This window comes from Nocardia sp. NPDC058705 (genome assembly GCF_042749305.1).
In the GTDB taxonomy this organism is placed as follows: Bacteria; Actinomycetota; Actinomycetes; order Mycobacteriales; family Mycobacteriaceae; genus Nocardia.
Genome location: NZ_JBHYRN010000033.1, coordinates 1 through 14,158 on the forward strand (window position 1 = coordinate 1; position 14,158 = coordinate 14,158).

Here is a 14,158-nt window from a genome sequence, read left to right on the forward strand (position 1 = left end):
ATTATCCCGCACCGCCGATCACCGGGTGTCGAGCTGGCGGAATGGAAACAGGCCCACAACAAGTCCCACCGCAAGGTTCGTGCCCGTGTCGAGCACGCTTTCGCTCGAATGAAGACGTGGAAGATTCTGCGGGACTGCCGTTTGCGTGGCGGCGGGGTGGGTGTCGCGATGGCTGGGGTAGCGACGCTGGCCAACCTCGCCCACGCTTACTGATTCCTGGCGGGTGGATCGCTCGCCGTCGCTAATTCAGACTTACGGGACATCCCTTAGGTTGACACCACGCCGGGCCGGGGAGTTTAGCTGCGAAACAACCTATTTCCCGCTCGGGCATATCTGCACAATTCATCGTGTTGCTCGATCACGGCCGCGGATTCTCCCGAACTCGGTGGTGGTTGTGCCAGTGAATTCTGACGCCGTTTGTCGATGATTCTGCCGTCGCGTGTTGGCGAATCGCGACGATCGTGACGGTGAAATTCGACGTCACTGCCGGGTGGTTCTGATCGCGAACCTCGGCGTCGCCTGATCGCGAATCTTGAGACCACCTGCGAAGCAAGGAACTTCGGGTCGCGAATTTCGGCACCACCACCGAGGCCGCGGTGGCACACCATGGTTGTGCGTCACCGCGCAGACCGCCCGGCTGAGCGGAGGAACCTCAGAATGAGGAATCCCGATGGCGGTGGTGTCGCGAGCTGAGCTGTTCGCCGCGATTGGTCGCGACGCTGCTCTGCATCGACGAACTCGGCTACATGGAACTCGACCGCCGCGGCGCTGAGCTGTTGTTCCAGGTCCTCACCGAACGGGAGGAGAAGAACTCGGTCGCGATCGCGTCCAACGACAGCTACTCGGGTTGGACGAAAACCTTCACCGACCCGCGGTCAGTCCCACCAAACGACCGAAATGAGCGGACCGAACCCACAGGGTTTGACGGGGAGGACGACAACATGGCTCAAGACGCGGAGCAGTTCCGCCGCAAGGTCAACCACTTCAACAAGGTGATCATCAGACTGCACAAGATCGGCATCGCGTTCGGACCGCAGCACCTGCTCACCACGACCGGACATCGATCAGGGCAACAACGAATCGCGCCGATCGCGGTAATCCCGATTGCTGGACATCGCTACATCTTCCAGGCATATCCGAAGGCCGCCTGGGTCGCGAACGCTCGCGCGTCGCATACCGCCACACTGACTCGGGGGCGCCGGTCCAGCGCAGTGGCGTTGATCGAGCTACCAGTTGAAGAACGCCGACCATCGCTGCGGGAGCACATCGCGAACAGTCCCGAACGCGTCGGCAAGATGCTCATCACAACTGGCTTGGTTCCCGAGCCGACCCCACAAGCCGTCGCCGATGCTGCAGATCGGATAGCGGTGTTCCGCATCGAGACCCAGCCCTAACCCATCCAACGCCCGGCCGAGGCCAAGCCATGTCGAACACCGCTCGACCGACACGCCGGTCGAGCGGTGTTCCTTTTCGCGACCAGAATCCGACCGCGACACATCGAGCTGATGCCCAGATTCGCGATCAACGGCACCCGAATTCACGACTGAAGCCAGTCGGTGAACGTGGAGCTCGCCGCTCAAGAGTTTCGGCGCAGAAAACAACGAGGTTCGTGTGGCTGCTGGTCAGGCGATGTCCTCACCGCCGACGATGCCGTACGGATACGCTTCCAGCAGCCAATCACAGCAGGTGCGCGAACTGACCGCGCGCCGACTCTGCCCAGTCGCCGAAGGTCCGCATCCCGCGGTGCAAAGTCCTTGCATGGGCCACGTCGGCGGGGGTGACGTCAGGATGGCGACGCGTGAACTCCAACATGTCCGCGATGGCGTGGGCGTGGGGCAGCGGCAGCTCCCGGTATGTGTCGTAGGGCACGTGCCGGTAGACGACCGGGACGCCGAGCACTCGCGTGAGGTCGGCGGCGTAGGCGGCTGCCGGTCGCAGGTCGCCGACGACCTTGACTACTTCTCCGTGCAACGTGTGTCCGGCAGCCATTACAGCAGCGACCACCGGCCCGAGGTCTGCGACCGAAACGGCGGGCAGCGGGGCATCCCCGTGTGGCAGCGCGAAGGCCAGCGAGCCGTCCGGCTCTCTGCGCAGCCGGCGGGTGGGCCAGTTCTCGTAGTAGGTGGACAGGTGGACCGTGACGACCGGCGCGCCACGCCCGCGCAGCTCCGCCTCCAACCGAGCCTTGCCGTCATGGTGCGGCAGGGACAGCGCACCGCCACTGCGGTGGTGCGCCTCGGGGAGACTGCTGTGCACCAGCGTCTCGGCACCGGCGGACAGCACGGCGTCGGCCACCGTCCACGCCACCTCGTACTCGCGCTCCTTGAGGGACCAATAGTCGGTCACCAGGAACGCGGCCCGGACACCCGCCGCCGCCCGGCGCACTTGTCGGCCGTCGGTCAGGTCACAGGCGACGACGTCGGCCCCCAGGGCGGCCAGGGCGCCAGCGGCCGCCGACCGCGGATCACGGGTCACGGCCCGCACCGCCCAGCGACCGGAGCGCAGCAGGTGGCGGGCGACGGACCCGCCCTGGGCCCCGGTGGCTCCGGTGACCAGGACGAGAGGTCGGTCGGTCATCGTTCCTCACTTACAGTCGGCTCACCGTGCGCGGGGGAGTTGACGATGTCCAGCAGCATCCGGGGGGTCTTCGCCTCGATCAGCATTTCCTCCGGCACGCTCAGACCGCGTTCCCGCTCGATCCGGGTCGCCGTTTCGAGAAGTGCGAGCGAGTCGTAGCCGAGGTCCTCGAATGGCGCGTCCAGAATGTCGCCGTTTAGATCGACACTCTCGTCCTCCCCGGCACACTCCCGCATCACGCGCTTCAGGTCGTCAAGGGTGAAATCAGTCATGGTGGTCACCTTCCGGTGGGGTCGTGGGAGATGGGAATGGTGGTCACGGCTTGGCGCGGCGGACCACGACGGCGCTGTTGAAGCCTCCGTGCCCGCGGGCAAGCACCAGTGCCGCGGTGCTAGCGAGCGGACGCGGCCGTCCTGTCACCAGGTCGATCCTGTAGGAAGCTGGTATCCGGCCCACGTCCGCAGTCGGGGGGATCAACCCGTCCCGGACCGCGAGCAGCGCTGCCGCCAAGTCGAGCGCGGAGGCCCCCGCGCCGGGTCGGCCGGTCAGGGAAGTGATCGCGGTGACCGGGACAGCGTGTGCACCGAAGATCTCGGTGATCGCCGCAGCCTCCTGAGCGTCCAGTTCCGGTAGGGCCGCGCCCTCGGCGAACACCGCGCCGATCGCCGCCGGCTCGATGCCCGCGTCCATCAGCGCAGCCCGTGCGGCCCGGACCAGTCCACCGCGATGCCTGGAGCCGGGCGGGGGGTCGAAGCAGGCCGCATAACCGGCCAGTTCGCCGTAATTGCGGGTGCGGCCCCGGTCGCTGGCCGACGCTGCGCTCTCCAGAATCAGCAACGCGCCGCCCTCGGCAGCGACCTGTCCGGTGGCGCGCTCCCCGAAGGACAGGCACGCATCCTCGGGGCGATCGGCAGCGCTCAGCCGGCTGCCGGTCAGTTCCGCCACGTGCCCCCACGGGCACAGCGCCGATTCCATCGCCCCGGTGAGGACAGCAGGCGTCCCCTTGCGCAGCATCCTGCGCGCGTGTCCGACCGCGTCCAGCCCGCCGGTCTGACCGGTCACCAGAACTCCGCTGGGGCCGCGCAGGCCGTGCCGAATGGAGATCTGGCCGGTGTTGACGGCATAGAACCAGGCGAAGGACTGGTACGCGCTGACATACCGCGGCCCTTTCGACCACAAGCTCTCCAGCTCCCGTTGGCCGAACTCGAACCCCCCAGCGGAATTGGCGGTGACCACACCGACGCCGTACTCCGGGAGCACGGCCGGATCCAGACCGGCATCCTGCAGCACCTCGGTCGCGGATGCCAGGGCGAGTTGGGTGACGCGGTCGGTCTGCGGCAGCAGTCGGCTGGGCAGGCTGGCGACCGGATCAAAGGCGTCGATCTCGCCGGCCAAACGGCTCGGGTAGCCGGAAGCGTCGAAGCGGGTGATCGGGCCGATGCCGCTTCGCCCTTCCAGGGCGCTCTGCCAAAAGGCCTCGGTTCCGCTGCCGTTGGCAGCCCGTACATCGAGGCCCGTGACCAGGGCCGTGTCCCTACGGCCGTCAGTTGGTCCGGCCGGTGAGTCGGTCAGGGGGGCGTGGGTTGTCATCGGCAGGTCCCTTCGGGCCGGATGAGCACCATGGCGCTCTGGAAGCCGCCGAAACCGCTGCCCACTGTCAGGACCGCGTCGAGGTGCTGCTCCCTGGCGGTGAGCGGTACGTAGTCGAGCGGACATTCCGGATCCGCGTCGTGCAGGTTGGCGGTGGGCGGAACGACGCCATGCTCCAGGGCGAGGGCGCAGGCGGCGATCTCGATGGCCCCGATGGCCCCCAGCGAATGGCCGATCATGGACTTGATCGAGCTGACCGGGATGGTCCGGGCATGCTCGCCGAGAGCGCGCAGGAAGGCGGCGGACTCGTGCCGGTCGTTCTGTTTGGTGCCGGAGCCGTGCGCGTTGACGTAGTCGACGGCGGTTGCGTCGAGCCGGGCCTCGTCCAGCGCGCGGGCGATCGCCTCCGCCATCTCCTTGCCGTCTGGACGCAGTCCCGTCATGTGGTACGCGTTGCTACGCGCTGCATGACCGCCGATCTCGGCGTACACGTGGGCACCCCGGGACCGGGCGTGTTCCCACTCCTCCAGTACCAGCACGGCGGCGCCCTCGCCGAGAACGAAGCCATCTCGGGTCCGGTCGAAGGGCCTGGAAGCGGTGGCCGGGTCGTCGTTGCGCGGTGAGGTCGCGCGGATAGCGTCGAAGGAGGCCACCGTGATCGGCGAGATCGGCGCGTCGCTGCCGCCGGTGAGCATGATGTCTGCGGTGCCCTCACGGATGAGTTCGCAGGCATGCCCTACGGCGTCGAGACCGGAGGTGCAGCCGGCCGAGATCACTGCGGCCGGCCCGAGGGCGTTCGCCGTCCACGCCACCTCGCGGGCCAGGCTGCTTGGTACCAGGTAGTCCAGAAGCTGCGGTACGGCGAGCCGGTGGTCGACGAGCCAGTCCTGGCCCCCGTTGCTGACGACGGTGTACTCCTTCTCCAGGCTCATCGTGCAGCCGACGGCGGTGCCCATGGACACGCCGGTCCGCTCGGGCACTGGGGTCGTGCCTGAGGCAAACCCGGCATCAGCCAGCGCCTCCCGCGCGCAGGTCACGGCGAACTGTGTGGCTCGGTCCAGGCGTTCGGCCTCCTGCGGTGAGAAGCCGGCGGTCAACGGGTCGAAGGCGCACTGTGCGGCGATGCGCGAGCGGTAGGGCGTGGCGTCGAAGAACGTGAGGGGTCCGGTCGCGGTCCGCCCGGAGGTAATCAGTGACCAGAACTCCTTCGTTCCGTTGCCGCCCGGCGCGACGACGCCGATGCCCGTGACGGCGACCCTGCGACTCATCGGAACCCGCCCGTGGTCCGGGCGGTGGAATGGCGGGATCCACACGTGTCGAGAGACCCCGACAGCGGGAGCTCCGGCCGGTTCCGTGGGGGTGCCGCCTCGTTGCGGAACGTCCCTGTCAAACGCTGTGCGCTGTCCATTGAATCGACCCTTTCCCGGGCTCGGCCGGTGGCGTAACGCGTCACCCGTGGATGGCCAGGGGGACGTGGATCATCCTTGGCCGCGTCGCTGGAGCGGGACTAGGAAGCCGGTGGAGCAGGGGCCGGACCGGGCTGCGGGACGCCGCGTATCATGGCCGCTGGCGACCGGTCCGCCGCGTCGTCGCCCTGGTATACCCTCAGCGACCCGAAGGTCATAGCCGCATGACCACTCAGCCCGCCCTGTCTTTGGCGGACTTCAGCACCCTTTTCGCGCTGGCGGGGCGTTCCGCACGTATCCGCGCGGAACGCGTGCTCAACGATTTCGGCCTGCATGCCGGCCAGCAGTTCTTCCTGCGCTGCCTGTGGGAGATGGACGGGAGCACGATCGGAGATCTCGCCCGCTATGTACGGGTCGAGGCACCCACGGCGACTCAAGCCGTTAAGCGCCTGGAGGTCGCTGGCATGGTGCGCCGCACCCCGGACGATCAGGACGCCCGGCGCAGCCGGGTCTGGCTGACCTCGGCTGGTCGACGCACCTGGCCGCAGGTGAGCGCCGCTCTCGCAAAGCTGGAGCAGGAACTGCTCGCCCCGTTCTCACCGGAGGAACGCGAACAGCTCATGTCCCTCCTACTGCGGCTGTATGAGACCTCCCTGGCGACGGACAGGTCCGGGGGCGGCTGAGGAGCCGTCCCACGGTTCCAGTGCGATTCGAGCCGCACTCCAGACGGGGGCGACAGGCTGAGGATCCCTACGCGCAAAGGAGATCCGATGTCGCACACCGGTACCGCATCGCTCGATATGGAGCGTCTGTACAACGAGGTCTTACACTTCTACGCACGGCAGATGCAGGCGCTCGACGATGGGCGGACCGAGGACTGGGCGCAGACCTTCACCGAGGACGGGGTCTTCGTCCTGCACGGCGGACACGATCGGGCCGTCGGTCGGCAAGCCCTCGCCGCGAGCAGCTCCAAGGCCTGCGCCGCGCTCGACGAGCAGGGCATCAAGCATCGGCACTGGCTCGGCATGCTGACAGTGGATTCCAGACCGGACGGCAGCGTGGCGGCCCGGTGCTACGCGCTGGTCGTCGCTACTGCCCTCGGCGGTACTCCCTCGGTGCACCGCAGCACGGTCTGCGAGGACGTGCTGGTGCGCGAGGGCACTGGGCCGTGGCTGGTGAAGCACCGTCAAGTCAGCAGGGACGACCTGAACTGACCCGACGCCGGTCAGTCGGGGGACAGCTCGTACAGGCCGCGGCTCATAGGCTGGTGTTGGGGTGCGGTGTGCCGTAGGTCCTGGTACTCGCAGGTCGAGCGGCTGTGGCATCGGCGGCGCTCCGAGTGCACCCACCGGTATCTGGGAGTTCCTGACAGTCAAAGGATTCCGGGTCTGAGGGGGAAAGTATCGCGCTCTGCAACTCTTGGACGAACCAGGCAGGTTCCATGCCGAGTTCCGTGGCGAGGGACCGGCGCAGCCGCTGGTATACGTCCAGCGCGCAGGAGCGCCGCCCAGACCGCCACAGCGCCCGCATGTATTGGGCGTGCAGATTCTCGTGGAAGCGGTGGTGGGCAGCGAGGGTGCCGAGTTCTCCGAGCAGCTCCTGGTGCCGGCCGAGCCTCATCTCGGCGTCGATGCACATCTCGAGGGTGGTCAGCCGGGTTTCCTCCAGCCTGGTCACGTGAGCGGTGACCAGATGGCCGGCGTCCACATCTACGAGAGCCTGCCCCCGATACAGGTCCAGTGCCTGGCGCAGCGCGATTACGCCCTTCTCGTCGTCGCCCTGACCGATCGCCTCCCTGCCCTGTTTGGCGAGCTGGTCGAAGCGATACAGGTCGAAGGCCACCTCGGGCACCTTGAGGATGTACCCGGACCCGACCGTCACCAGGTGCTCACCGCCCCCGCTCTTCGCGCACTGCAGCAGTTTTCGGAGCGTCAGGATGTATGTCTGGAGCGTCGTCCTGGCACTTGCTGGCGGCCGGTTGCCCCACAGCTCCTCCACTAGGACAGACACCGGGACAATCTGGTTTCGATAGAGAAGAAGAAGGGCCAATATCTTCTTCGGTTTCGGAGCACTGGGAACGCAAGATATCGAATCTATGCGGAATTCCAATGCCCCCAGTAAAACCACGAAAATATCCATTATTTCCCCCAAATCTACCTCGCCGTGTGCCGATGGCGACACACCCCCGCCTTGGTCGGGGTTATTTCACGATTCCCCCAGTCCACGGGGGCTCCCCGAATAGCGCCCCGTGGACTGGGGGACTTCGAACCACTCGCTGAGATGCGCAGTGATCAACGAATCATGTTGAATGCTAACCGGTTTCGGACATTTCCGCTAGCGCTGAGACCGCCTGCGGCAGGTCGTTATCGATCACGAAACCCGCCGTTAACCGTCGTGCTGACATCAAACTCGCTTGCTCGGAAACTCAACAGTTGCGTGCTCGCGATATCCATCTCGGCAGCGAATTAGCCAGGAAATACAGTGCGGAGGCGGTGGCGATGCGGGTGGGCTTCGAACCATGCCCTGTCCATTGCAGATGCTTCTTCGACGGTTCCCATATCGGCTTGGCTGCGCCCACGGGCAGCTCCGAAAGCTAGGTGTGTTCCGCCACTATTTCGCCTTCCCATGTTTGTGATCGATACAGGTCTCCCGGGAACGTTGCGGTTAGGCGCGCCCCGCGTCCCATTCCACTGCTGGCGACGGGACGGGCCATGGCGACTTCCGGCCGCGATGGCTGGCGCTGGCCTTACCAGCTCTGCTCCGCAGCAGGACAGCAGTGCCGCCTGTGGAGGTCGGATTCGATGTGGAGGGGCTCCTCATAGTTCTCCGGATCGACGAGGACGGTCCGAGCGCGAAAATCGACGCTGACCGGCAACCAGAGACCGTCCTGACCGCCGCGCCCGAGATCGTGGTCGGCTACGTTGCCGGTGCCCACTCAGAGGACGAGGCCCTCGCGCGGGGGGACCCTTCTCGGTAACGCTGATGTTCTCCGCCGAGCGTTTCCGTTAGGGAGTCAGCCACAAAACCTGCGGCCGGTTGCCAGTCGGTAGCTCCTCAGACCTACAGCCTAGGTCCGGCGTTCGGTGTATCCTGTGGTGTGATACGAAGTCGGCATCCAGTTGGTAGGCGAACACCATAGTGTCCGACGAAGGCGACATCCGATGTCGAACGAGACCGGCACAATCAAGCCTCCTGCCGTCAGCCGACGACCAGGCAGAAGGGGTGACCGGCCGGATCCAGCAGTACTCGCCATCGGTCGCCGCCCGGCTGGTGGTCCGGCCTGACCACGCCGAACCTCAGTGCCATCTTCTCCGCCGCGTCGAGGTCCTCGACCCTGAGGTCCAGGTGCAACTGCTGCGGTGCGTCCTGACCTGGCCACCGCGGGGCCCGGTATCCGTCGACCTGTTGGAAGCCCAGGTCGCAACCCGAACCACCGGTCAGGGCGACGAACTCGTCAGCGGCTTAGCCGAGCCGCATGCCTGACAACTCTCGGTAGTACCGGGCCAGAGCCCGGGGATCGGCGCAGTCCAGAGTCACGCCTCGCCGCACGGCGATCGGCATCGTCCACTCCTCGGTCATCCATGTTCGCGGACCACGCGACGGCCCGCCGCGGACTGTCATCCGACCGCACTGTCGTGGCCCGGCTCCACTCCCTATTCGGGCCGCCGACGGCACGCGTCTCGGGTTCGGTCGTGTGCGCCGTTGCGTCACCACCCCGACAGGGACAACCTGGTCCGGTTCGCGGGCGACGGCGAGCGGGACGCGCGTGGAGCCGAGGTTGGATATCCGTGTTGGACAGGGTGTTTCATCGAGCGAACTCGCCCAAATCCTCGAGGTGTTCACGGTATTCCTCGAGCGCCTTACTAACTTCGCGGGCAATGAGACGCGCTAGCGTCGCGGTGTTGGCGGGGGCCACTGTTCGGGCGCGGGTTCCGGTCTCTAGATAGCGGCCATCGGGGCGGTCGTGCCATTGGATCGCAGCGATGCGGCGCGGTGGTTTGCCCTGAGTAGTGCGAGGTCCGCGAAAGACCTGGATCACTCCGGCCGATGTGCACGGCTCATCGCGGAATCGGCGGTAACGCTCACGCGGGTTCGGTCCCTCGATGAGGGTGACCGCAGTCCGGTCTTCTGGCCCTAGATCGTGGACATCGAACCGTTCGGCCGGTCGCTTACCGCCGGGGTATCCGGGAGAACTGCGGCGGTTGCAACCGGAAGACGTTCGGCAGCAACGATTGTCACGCGCACTCTGGCACCGTCTGCGGACTGTTCGGCGATCACCGCGTGTTGGTCGTGCCGCGCGGTGACGGCGCGTAGCGGGCCGCGCTTTTCGCGTCCGTGGATCTCGGTCCACACTTCGGGATCGGCCAGGACCGCGAAGGCACGCTCCAGTTGCTCGGCTGAGTCCCAGTCCAAGCGCCCCTGCTCGGACCAATCACGCCGGACTGACGACCGGTACTGCTCGAGCGCGTTCATGTGGGTGAAGCAGCTCAGATAGTGCAGCGGAAACAGCATGCGGTCGGCGGCCGGGCCGTACCAGAGCGCGGCGAACTCTTCGATGTCGAAAACCCACGCCGTCATCGCTCACCCAGCACGGGGGGTACGGACTTGATCACGCCGAGTAGTTCGGTCGTGTGGTCGCCGTGGTCGAGGTTGACCTTTTTATCGGACTTTTCCGGGTCGTCGCCCTTGCCGCCTGGGCGCCCGGCGCCACCGGGCATGCCGTGCATACCGGTTCCCGCCGCGTGAGCGGCGGCGGGCATCGCGGTTCGGGTACCGGGCGTGGATCCGGCATTCGAACCGGGTTGGGCAGCTCCAGGTGCCGGGGCAGGCGAACCGGTCGAAAGCCCTTGTCCACCAGGCGAACCAGATCCACCGCCGGAGCCGACCGAAGTGGTGACCCTGACCGGGTCGAGTCACTTCCGCCCGGCGATGTCGGGGACGGGCTGGTGGGCGCATCGATCGCGGAGCTCGGCGAGGCCGATGCGGCCTGAGTCGAGTCGCCTTGTGTCGAGTCCTGCGAACCATTCGATGCTGAGTCGTCTTGTCCGGCAGTGCTGCCCGCGGTATCGGTAGGGGACTCCGTATCCGTGGGATTCTCGGCAGGTGACTCGGGCTCGCCACTCGGCTGAGCGGTCTCACCAGGATTATTCGTCGCGGCTGTCAGGTTCGGCGTTCCCGATGTAGCAGGGCCTGCGGGTGATCCACCGGTGTCCGTGCCGGGGGCCGCACCCATCGCCATTGCCTGCGGGAAGGTGGGCAGCTTCTTGTCATGCTCTTGGAAGCCGACGACATAGCGCTCCTGCATGATCCGTCGGGCTTCGGCCTGCGCGGTGTCGGCTTCGCGCGTCTGCCGGTCGTAGCCCTCTGGGTCGGAGTTCTGGTCTGCCGTCACCGGAACTACTGGCGGCAGGAACGATTTCGACATGACCGCCGTCATCGCTGTGTTGCCGACGACCTGGGATACCTCGTCGAACAACTCATCCAGCTCGGCGGAGTCGTTGCAGTACTGGGCGATCGTAGACACTGCGGCGTCAGCTGCGGCACCAGTCCAGTTGCCGTCCACCGCTTTTCGAACTCCGGCGAGCAGGCTGACCGTGGATTCACGGAAGTCGGCGTGACCCTGCTTCCACACTTTGATCATGCTGCTCGTGGAGTTCGCGACCGAGTTGAAAGCGTCGATTATCTGTTGGTGAGTGAGGGCATCGACGTTCTCCGGGTCCGTAATCCCTGGCGGGTCGTATTCCTTGGTCATCGATTTCCCCCGGTGTCCAGACCTTGCGCGGTTGCGAGTTCTTTGAACTTCGCTGCGAACGCGGCGTCCGTTTCCTCGTAACGTTGGCGGATGGTGCGGATGAGAACGAGAAGGTCGTCGGCGGCGTCTCGGTGGCTTTGCAGGGCTGCGACCGCATTGTTCGGCCCCGCGTCCGCCTTCTCTTGAAACCGCCGCACGAGCGTTTGTGCAGATGTCAGAACGGCGGATGCTTCACCGAGTCTCCACGTTTCCTGCTCCGCCACTGCCCGGATATCTAGCTGTATGGTGACGATTCGGTCAATTCGATCGATCAGTACTTTTTCGAGGGAAACGAAAGCATCCGGCGTTGCGGTAAGTGAAAGATTTCCGGCTTGGGCCTGAGTGATGAGTTCTTTGATAGATGACGTCATTCAAGCACTCTCTGGAATCAGTGGGACGATCTTGTTTGTCAGGTCAGTGGCGAGCTGGCAAGTATCGAGATTGCCAGTCTTGCTTGCTGTGGCTGGATTGCGAAGGTCAAACTCTAGGCTCCCGGTATTCATTGCCACGTTTATGACGCAGCTCCGATCTCCATACTGTGGAAACAGGGTGTAGTAGGCGCCTTGTCTGGATCCGAATTGCTGTTCTCGATAAGAGTCTGGGAACTTGGCCTTTATGTCTGAAAGTGATACCGACGTGCGGACTATTCGCACATCGTAGCCTTGCAGCATGAAATAGCCGCAGCCGTGAGTTTTTACTCCCGCGGAATCGCTGTTCTCGGGGCGTGTCTTTCTGAGCTGCTCAGACGTCAGCACTACATCCGGAATATCGGTGCAGGGATCGAAATCCGCCGGTTTGCTGACCGAAGTTGCCTCGGTTGGGCTGGTTGAAGGTGGCTCAGTACCTGGATCGTTGGTGCAGCCGACAGCTACCAGCGCGAACGCGCAGGCGAGCAGGAGCCCGGGCTGTACCGTACGTCGGGTGCTGTTCATCGTGTTTCGCACGCTGCCGTGTTCTCCCTACCTGTTGCTGAGTGCTTCATCGTGTCGGCGAATGGTCAATTTCCCGTAAGTTCGGAGATCATTGGTAGACCGTATTTCCAGGCCGTAAATATTCCGGCTGTCCCAGTATGGCTACGGGGAACATCGGCCAACGGCGCAATCCTAAAAAGATGGCAACAGCAATGGCAAGGGCGGCTGAGATCGCCCCACTGCCGAGCATGATCGTCCGTCCCAGTGCTGGATTTACATTGCAGGGCGGCTCGGCGCGACAGGTGTCGTTTGAAACCAGCATCCATGGAAGCATCCACAAGGTAAACAATCCGAGGACGATCGGGACGATGGTGATGATGGCTGTCGAGACGACGATGTCGGTGATCTGCAATCCACTCAGTCCCTGCCGTGCGGGCTGCTGAACCGGTGAGTTTCCGCGTGGCGCATAACTATTCATCGCTCGGTCCTTCCATGCAGTCGCTGCGCGTACCGCACGGGTCGAGCGTGCCTGCGGCAACTGCTGACGTGACTACCGGGCGAATGATCATGATGGCGCCCTGATCACGTTCTCCGGGAGGCCCGCGATAACGGCTGCGGTGTTGTAAGTGCTGACGCGAGGAATCTCAACACCGTCAACATAGCGGCCCGTTCCGCGTGGATAGTCGCTGTGGCCATGTGCTCCGGGTAGTGAGTGGCCGGTGCCGTCGGTGGCTATCTGGTCTCGGGTGTCGAGTTGGACGAAGCTCGGATTCCGGGCGGGATCGCTGCCGAATCCACCGTTGTTGTTGTCCTGCCAGGAATCAACTCCGACGCCGACGCCGGCCAGTCCACCTGCGGCCGCGTCGGATCCCGGTATCGGTACGGCCGAGGCCAAAGGTGCGGCGGCGGGTGCCCACTCTGCGATCCTCGGCCCGTCCTGGGTCCACTTGATCGGGTCGTCGTCGGCGCGCATGACGTAGGCGCGGCCGTTGTCCAAACCGAGCTCGGCGGGACTGTTCGCCCCGATGCCCGGCGAGCCGTAGACGACCATGTCGGTGACGGGATGTTCGCCGCCTTGGAGCGCGAGCCCGGTAGTCAGCGACCCGTAGGAATGTCCGACTGCGGTGATGTGTGGTGCTTGGACGCCCTCGTGTGATGCTTCGAGTCCGTTGTAGAACTGGTTGAGCGTCTTCGCGCCCTCGGCGGCGCGGTCGGTGGTGCCGGTATCGACACCGGCGTCGATGATGTCGCCGATACCGTCTCCCTGTGGGTCGAGCGGCGGGTCGTACCCGATCCAGGAAATCGCCGCGACCGAGTCGTCTTTGCCCTGGAGATCGAGCTGACGTCTGGCCTCTGACTGTAGGTTCTCGGCCTCGCCCACCATTCCGGGAAGGCTGCCGACCGTCGTTGTCCGACCCGGCGTGGTCACCGAGACGTGACTGGACTTGTCGGGGTTTCCGACCGAGACAGCCGCGCGGGTCTGACGGCCCGTCGTTGTATCGACCATCATCAGGTAACGCCGCTGATCGGGTTTGACGCCTTCGGGGTTCTTGGCGGCTTCTTCGACCTTCTTCAGTTCGTCCAGTTTGAGCGTCGCGGCCTTGTACTGGTCGCTGTTGGTGCCGTACTGCGCGGCAACGGTCTGCTGGTGGGTCTCGGCGTCAATGATCATGCCCGGCAGTCGATTTCGATTCGCCGCGTCGCGCGCTTCGACCGGTACCCCATCGCGGTTGCCGATCATCTCGGGGTATTTGGCGATCACCTCCTCGCGCTGCGCGGGGGTGAGGCTGTTCCACCAATGGCGGTTCGTTTCCACGCTGGCATTCGCTGGCGGCGCGTCCCGTTTGGTCATCGCCCCGCCCTTACCGGGTATCGGCGCGACA

Annotated in this window: 15 protein-coding genes and 1 pseudogene; 4 read left to right on the top strand and 12 right to left on the bottom strand. The window is 65.1% G+C overall.

Going from position 1 to position 14,158, the window contains the following annotated elements:
* Together ACFW6D_RS27830 and ACFW6D_RS27835 are read left to right on the top strand one after the other, a co-directional pair.
* A partial coding sequence (locus tag ACFW6D_RS27830; protein ID WP_379332906.1) for a transposase family protein occupies positions 1-213 on the top strand: 213 nt, incomplete at its 5' end.
* A 506-nt stretch (positions 214-719) separates the two neighbouring features.
* Positions 720-875, top strand: a pseudogene (locus ACFW6D_RS27835) (ATP-binding protein); the annotation flags it as partial.
* An 802-nt stretch (positions 876-1,677) separates the two neighbouring features.
* On the opposite strand, the gene ACFW6D_RS27840 reads toward ACFW6D_RS27835, so the two are convergent.
* Genes ACFW6D_RS27840 through ACFW6D_RS27855 form a run of 4 tightly spaced genes read right to left on the bottom strand, consistent with a single transcriptional unit; the run spans position 1,678 to position 5,435 of the window.
* Positions 1,678-2,577 (bottom strand): NmrA family NAD(P)-binding protein, encoded by a 900-nt coding sequence (locus ACFW6D_RS27840; protein ID WP_379332908.1) that lies wholly within the window; start codon positions 2,575-2,577, stop codon positions 1,678-1,680.
* Entirely contained in the window at positions 2,574-2,849 is a 276-nt protein-coding gene (locus tag ACFW6D_RS27845; protein ID WP_379332910.1) for an acyl carrier protein, read from the bottom strand. Before ACFW6D_RS27845 ends, ACFW6D_RS27840 begins: the two co-directional genes overlap by 4 nt.
* A 43-nt stretch (positions 2,850-2,892) precedes the next feature.
* Positions 2,893-4,167 (bottom strand): ketosynthase chain-length factor, encoded by a 1,275-nt coding sequence (locus tag ACFW6D_RS27850; protein ID WP_379332912.1) that lies wholly within the window; start codon positions 4,165-4,167, stop codon positions 2,893-2,895.
* On the bottom strand, positions 4,164-5,435 hold the full coding sequence (locus tag ACFW6D_RS27855; RefSeq protein WP_379332914.1) for a beta-ketoacyl-[acyl-carrier-protein] synthase family protein: 1,272 nt from the start codon (positions 5,433-5,435) through the stop codon (positions 4,164-4,166). The genes ACFW6D_RS27850 and ACFW6D_RS27855 overlap by 4 nt, the downstream gene beginning before the upstream one ends.
* A 362-nt stretch (positions 5,436-5,797) precedes the next feature.
* On the opposite strand from ACFW6D_RS27855, the gene ACFW6D_RS27860 reads away from it, so the two are divergent.
* Complete coding sequence (locus ACFW6D_RS27860; protein ID WP_379332916.1) at positions 5,798-6,256, top strand: MarR family winged helix-turn-helix transcriptional regulator; 459 nt, start codon at positions 5,798-5,800, stop codon at positions 6,254-6,256.
* A gap of 87 nt (positions 6,257-6,343) precedes the next feature.
* A complete protein-coding gene (locus ACFW6D_RS27865; RefSeq protein ID WP_379332918.1) occupies positions 6,344-6,787 on the top strand; it encodes a nuclear transport factor 2 family protein in 444 nt (147 codons plus the stop codon).
* A 43-nt stretch (positions 6,788-6,830) separates the two neighbouring features.
* Here the strand turns inward: ACFW6D_RS27865 and ACFW6D_RS27870 are convergent, their stop codons facing one another.
* From ACFW6D_RS27870 to ACFW6D_RS27905, 8 genes are all read right to left on the bottom strand, one after another.
* On the bottom strand, positions 6,831-7,712 hold the full coding sequence (locus ACFW6D_RS27870) for a BTAD domain-containing putative transcriptional regulator (RefSeq protein WP_379332920.1): 882 nt from the start codon (positions 7,710-7,712) through the stop codon (positions 6,831-6,833).
* 1,059 nt (positions 7,713-8,771) lie between these two features.
* Positions 8,772-9,014: a VOC family protein gene (locus ACFW6D_RS27875; RefSeq protein ID WP_379333015.1), complete on the bottom strand. Its 243-nt coding sequence runs from the start codon at positions 9,012-9,014 to the stop codon at positions 8,772-8,774.
* A gap of 693 nt (positions 9,015-9,707) precedes the next feature.
* On the bottom strand, positions 9,708-10,151 hold the full coding sequence (locus tag ACFW6D_RS27880) for an ESX secretion-associated protein EspG (protein ID WP_379332922.1): 444 nt from the start codon (positions 10,149-10,151) through the stop codon (positions 9,708-9,710).
* A complete protein-coding gene (locus tag ACFW6D_RS27885; protein WP_379332924.1) occupies positions 10,148-10,333 on the bottom strand; it encodes a hypothetical protein in 186 nt (61 codons plus the stop codon). Before ACFW6D_RS27885 ends, ACFW6D_RS27880 begins: the two co-directional genes overlap by 4 nt.
* Before the next feature lie 988 nt (positions 10,334-11,321).
* Positions 11,322-11,735, bottom strand: a complete 414-nt coding sequence (locus ACFW6D_RS27890) for a hypothetical protein (protein WP_379332926.1) — start codon at positions 11,733-11,735, stop codon at positions 11,322-11,324.
* A complete protein-coding gene (locus ACFW6D_RS27895) occupies positions 11,736-12,296 on the bottom strand; it encodes a DUF3558 family protein (RefSeq protein WP_379332928.1) in 561 nt (186 codons plus the stop codon).
* Positions 12,297-12,384: 88 nt separating this feature from the next.
* Positions 12,385-12,753, bottom strand: coding sequence for a hypothetical protein (locus tag ACFW6D_RS27900; RefSeq protein WP_379332930.1), 369 nt, complete (start codon positions 12,751-12,753; stop codon positions 12,385-12,387).
* Positions 12,754-12,840: 87 nt separating this feature from the next.
* Positions 12,841-14,127 (bottom strand): alpha/beta hydrolase, encoded by a 1,287-nt coding sequence (locus ACFW6D_RS27905; RefSeq protein WP_379332932.1) that lies wholly within the window; start codon positions 14,125-14,127, stop codon positions 12,841-12,843.
* Positions 14,128-14,158 lie beyond the last annotated feature (31 nt).

Excerpts from the sequence above, each read along its gene's own strand:
- ACFW6D_RS27840 (WP_379332908.1), bottom strand. The coding sequence starts at position 2,577 with ATGACCGACCGACCTCTCGTCCTGGTCACCGGAGCCACCGGGGCCCAG.
- ACFW6D_RS27845 (WP_379332910.1), bottom strand. The coding sequence starts at position 2,849 with ATGACTGATTTCACCCTTGACGACCTGAAGCGCGTGATGCGGGAGTGT.
- ACFW6D_RS27850 (WP_379332912.1), bottom strand. The coding sequence starts at position 4,167 with ATGACAACCCACGCCCCCCTGACCGACTCACCGGCCGGACCAACTGAC.
- ACFW6D_RS27855 (WP_379332914.1), bottom strand. The coding sequence starts at position 5,435 with ATGAGTCGCAGGGTCGCCGTCACGGGCATCGGCGTCGTCGCGCCGGGC.
- ACFW6D_RS27860 (WP_379332916.1), top strand. The coding sequence starts at position 5,798 with ATGACCACTCAGCCCGCCCTGTCTTTGGCGGACTTCAGCACCCTTTTC.
- ACFW6D_RS27865 (WP_379332918.1), top strand. The coding sequence starts at position 6,344 with ATGTCGCACACCGGTACCGCATCGCTCGATATGGAGCGTCTGTACAAC.
- ACFW6D_RS27870 (WP_379332920.1), bottom strand. The coding sequence starts at position 7,712 with ATGGATATTTTCGTGGTTTTACTGGGGGCATTGGAATTCCGCATAGAT.
- ACFW6D_RS27880 (WP_379332922.1), bottom strand. The coding sequence starts at position 10,151 with ATGACGGCGTGGGTTTTCGACATCGAAGAGTTCGCCGCGCTCTGGTAC.
- ACFW6D_RS27885 (WP_379332924.1), bottom strand. The coding sequence starts at position 10,333 with ATGCCCGCCGCCGCTCACGCGGCGGGAACCGGTATGCACGGCATGCCC.
- ACFW6D_RS27890 (WP_379332926.1), bottom strand. The coding sequence starts at position 11,735 with ATGACGTCATCTATCAAAGAACTCATCACTCAGGCCCAAGCCGGAAAT.
- ACFW6D_RS27895 (WP_379332928.1), bottom strand. The coding sequence starts at position 12,296 with ATGAACAGCACCCGACGTACGGTACAGCCCGGGCTCCTGCTCGCCTGC.
- ACFW6D_RS27900 (WP_379332930.1), bottom strand. The coding sequence starts at position 12,753 with ATGAATAGTTATGCGCCACGCGGAAACTCACCGGTTCAGCAGCCCGCA.
- ACFW6D_RS27905 (WP_379332932.1), bottom strand. The coding sequence starts at position 14,127 with ATGACCAAACGGGACGCGCCGCCAGCGAATGCCAGCGTGGAAACGAAC.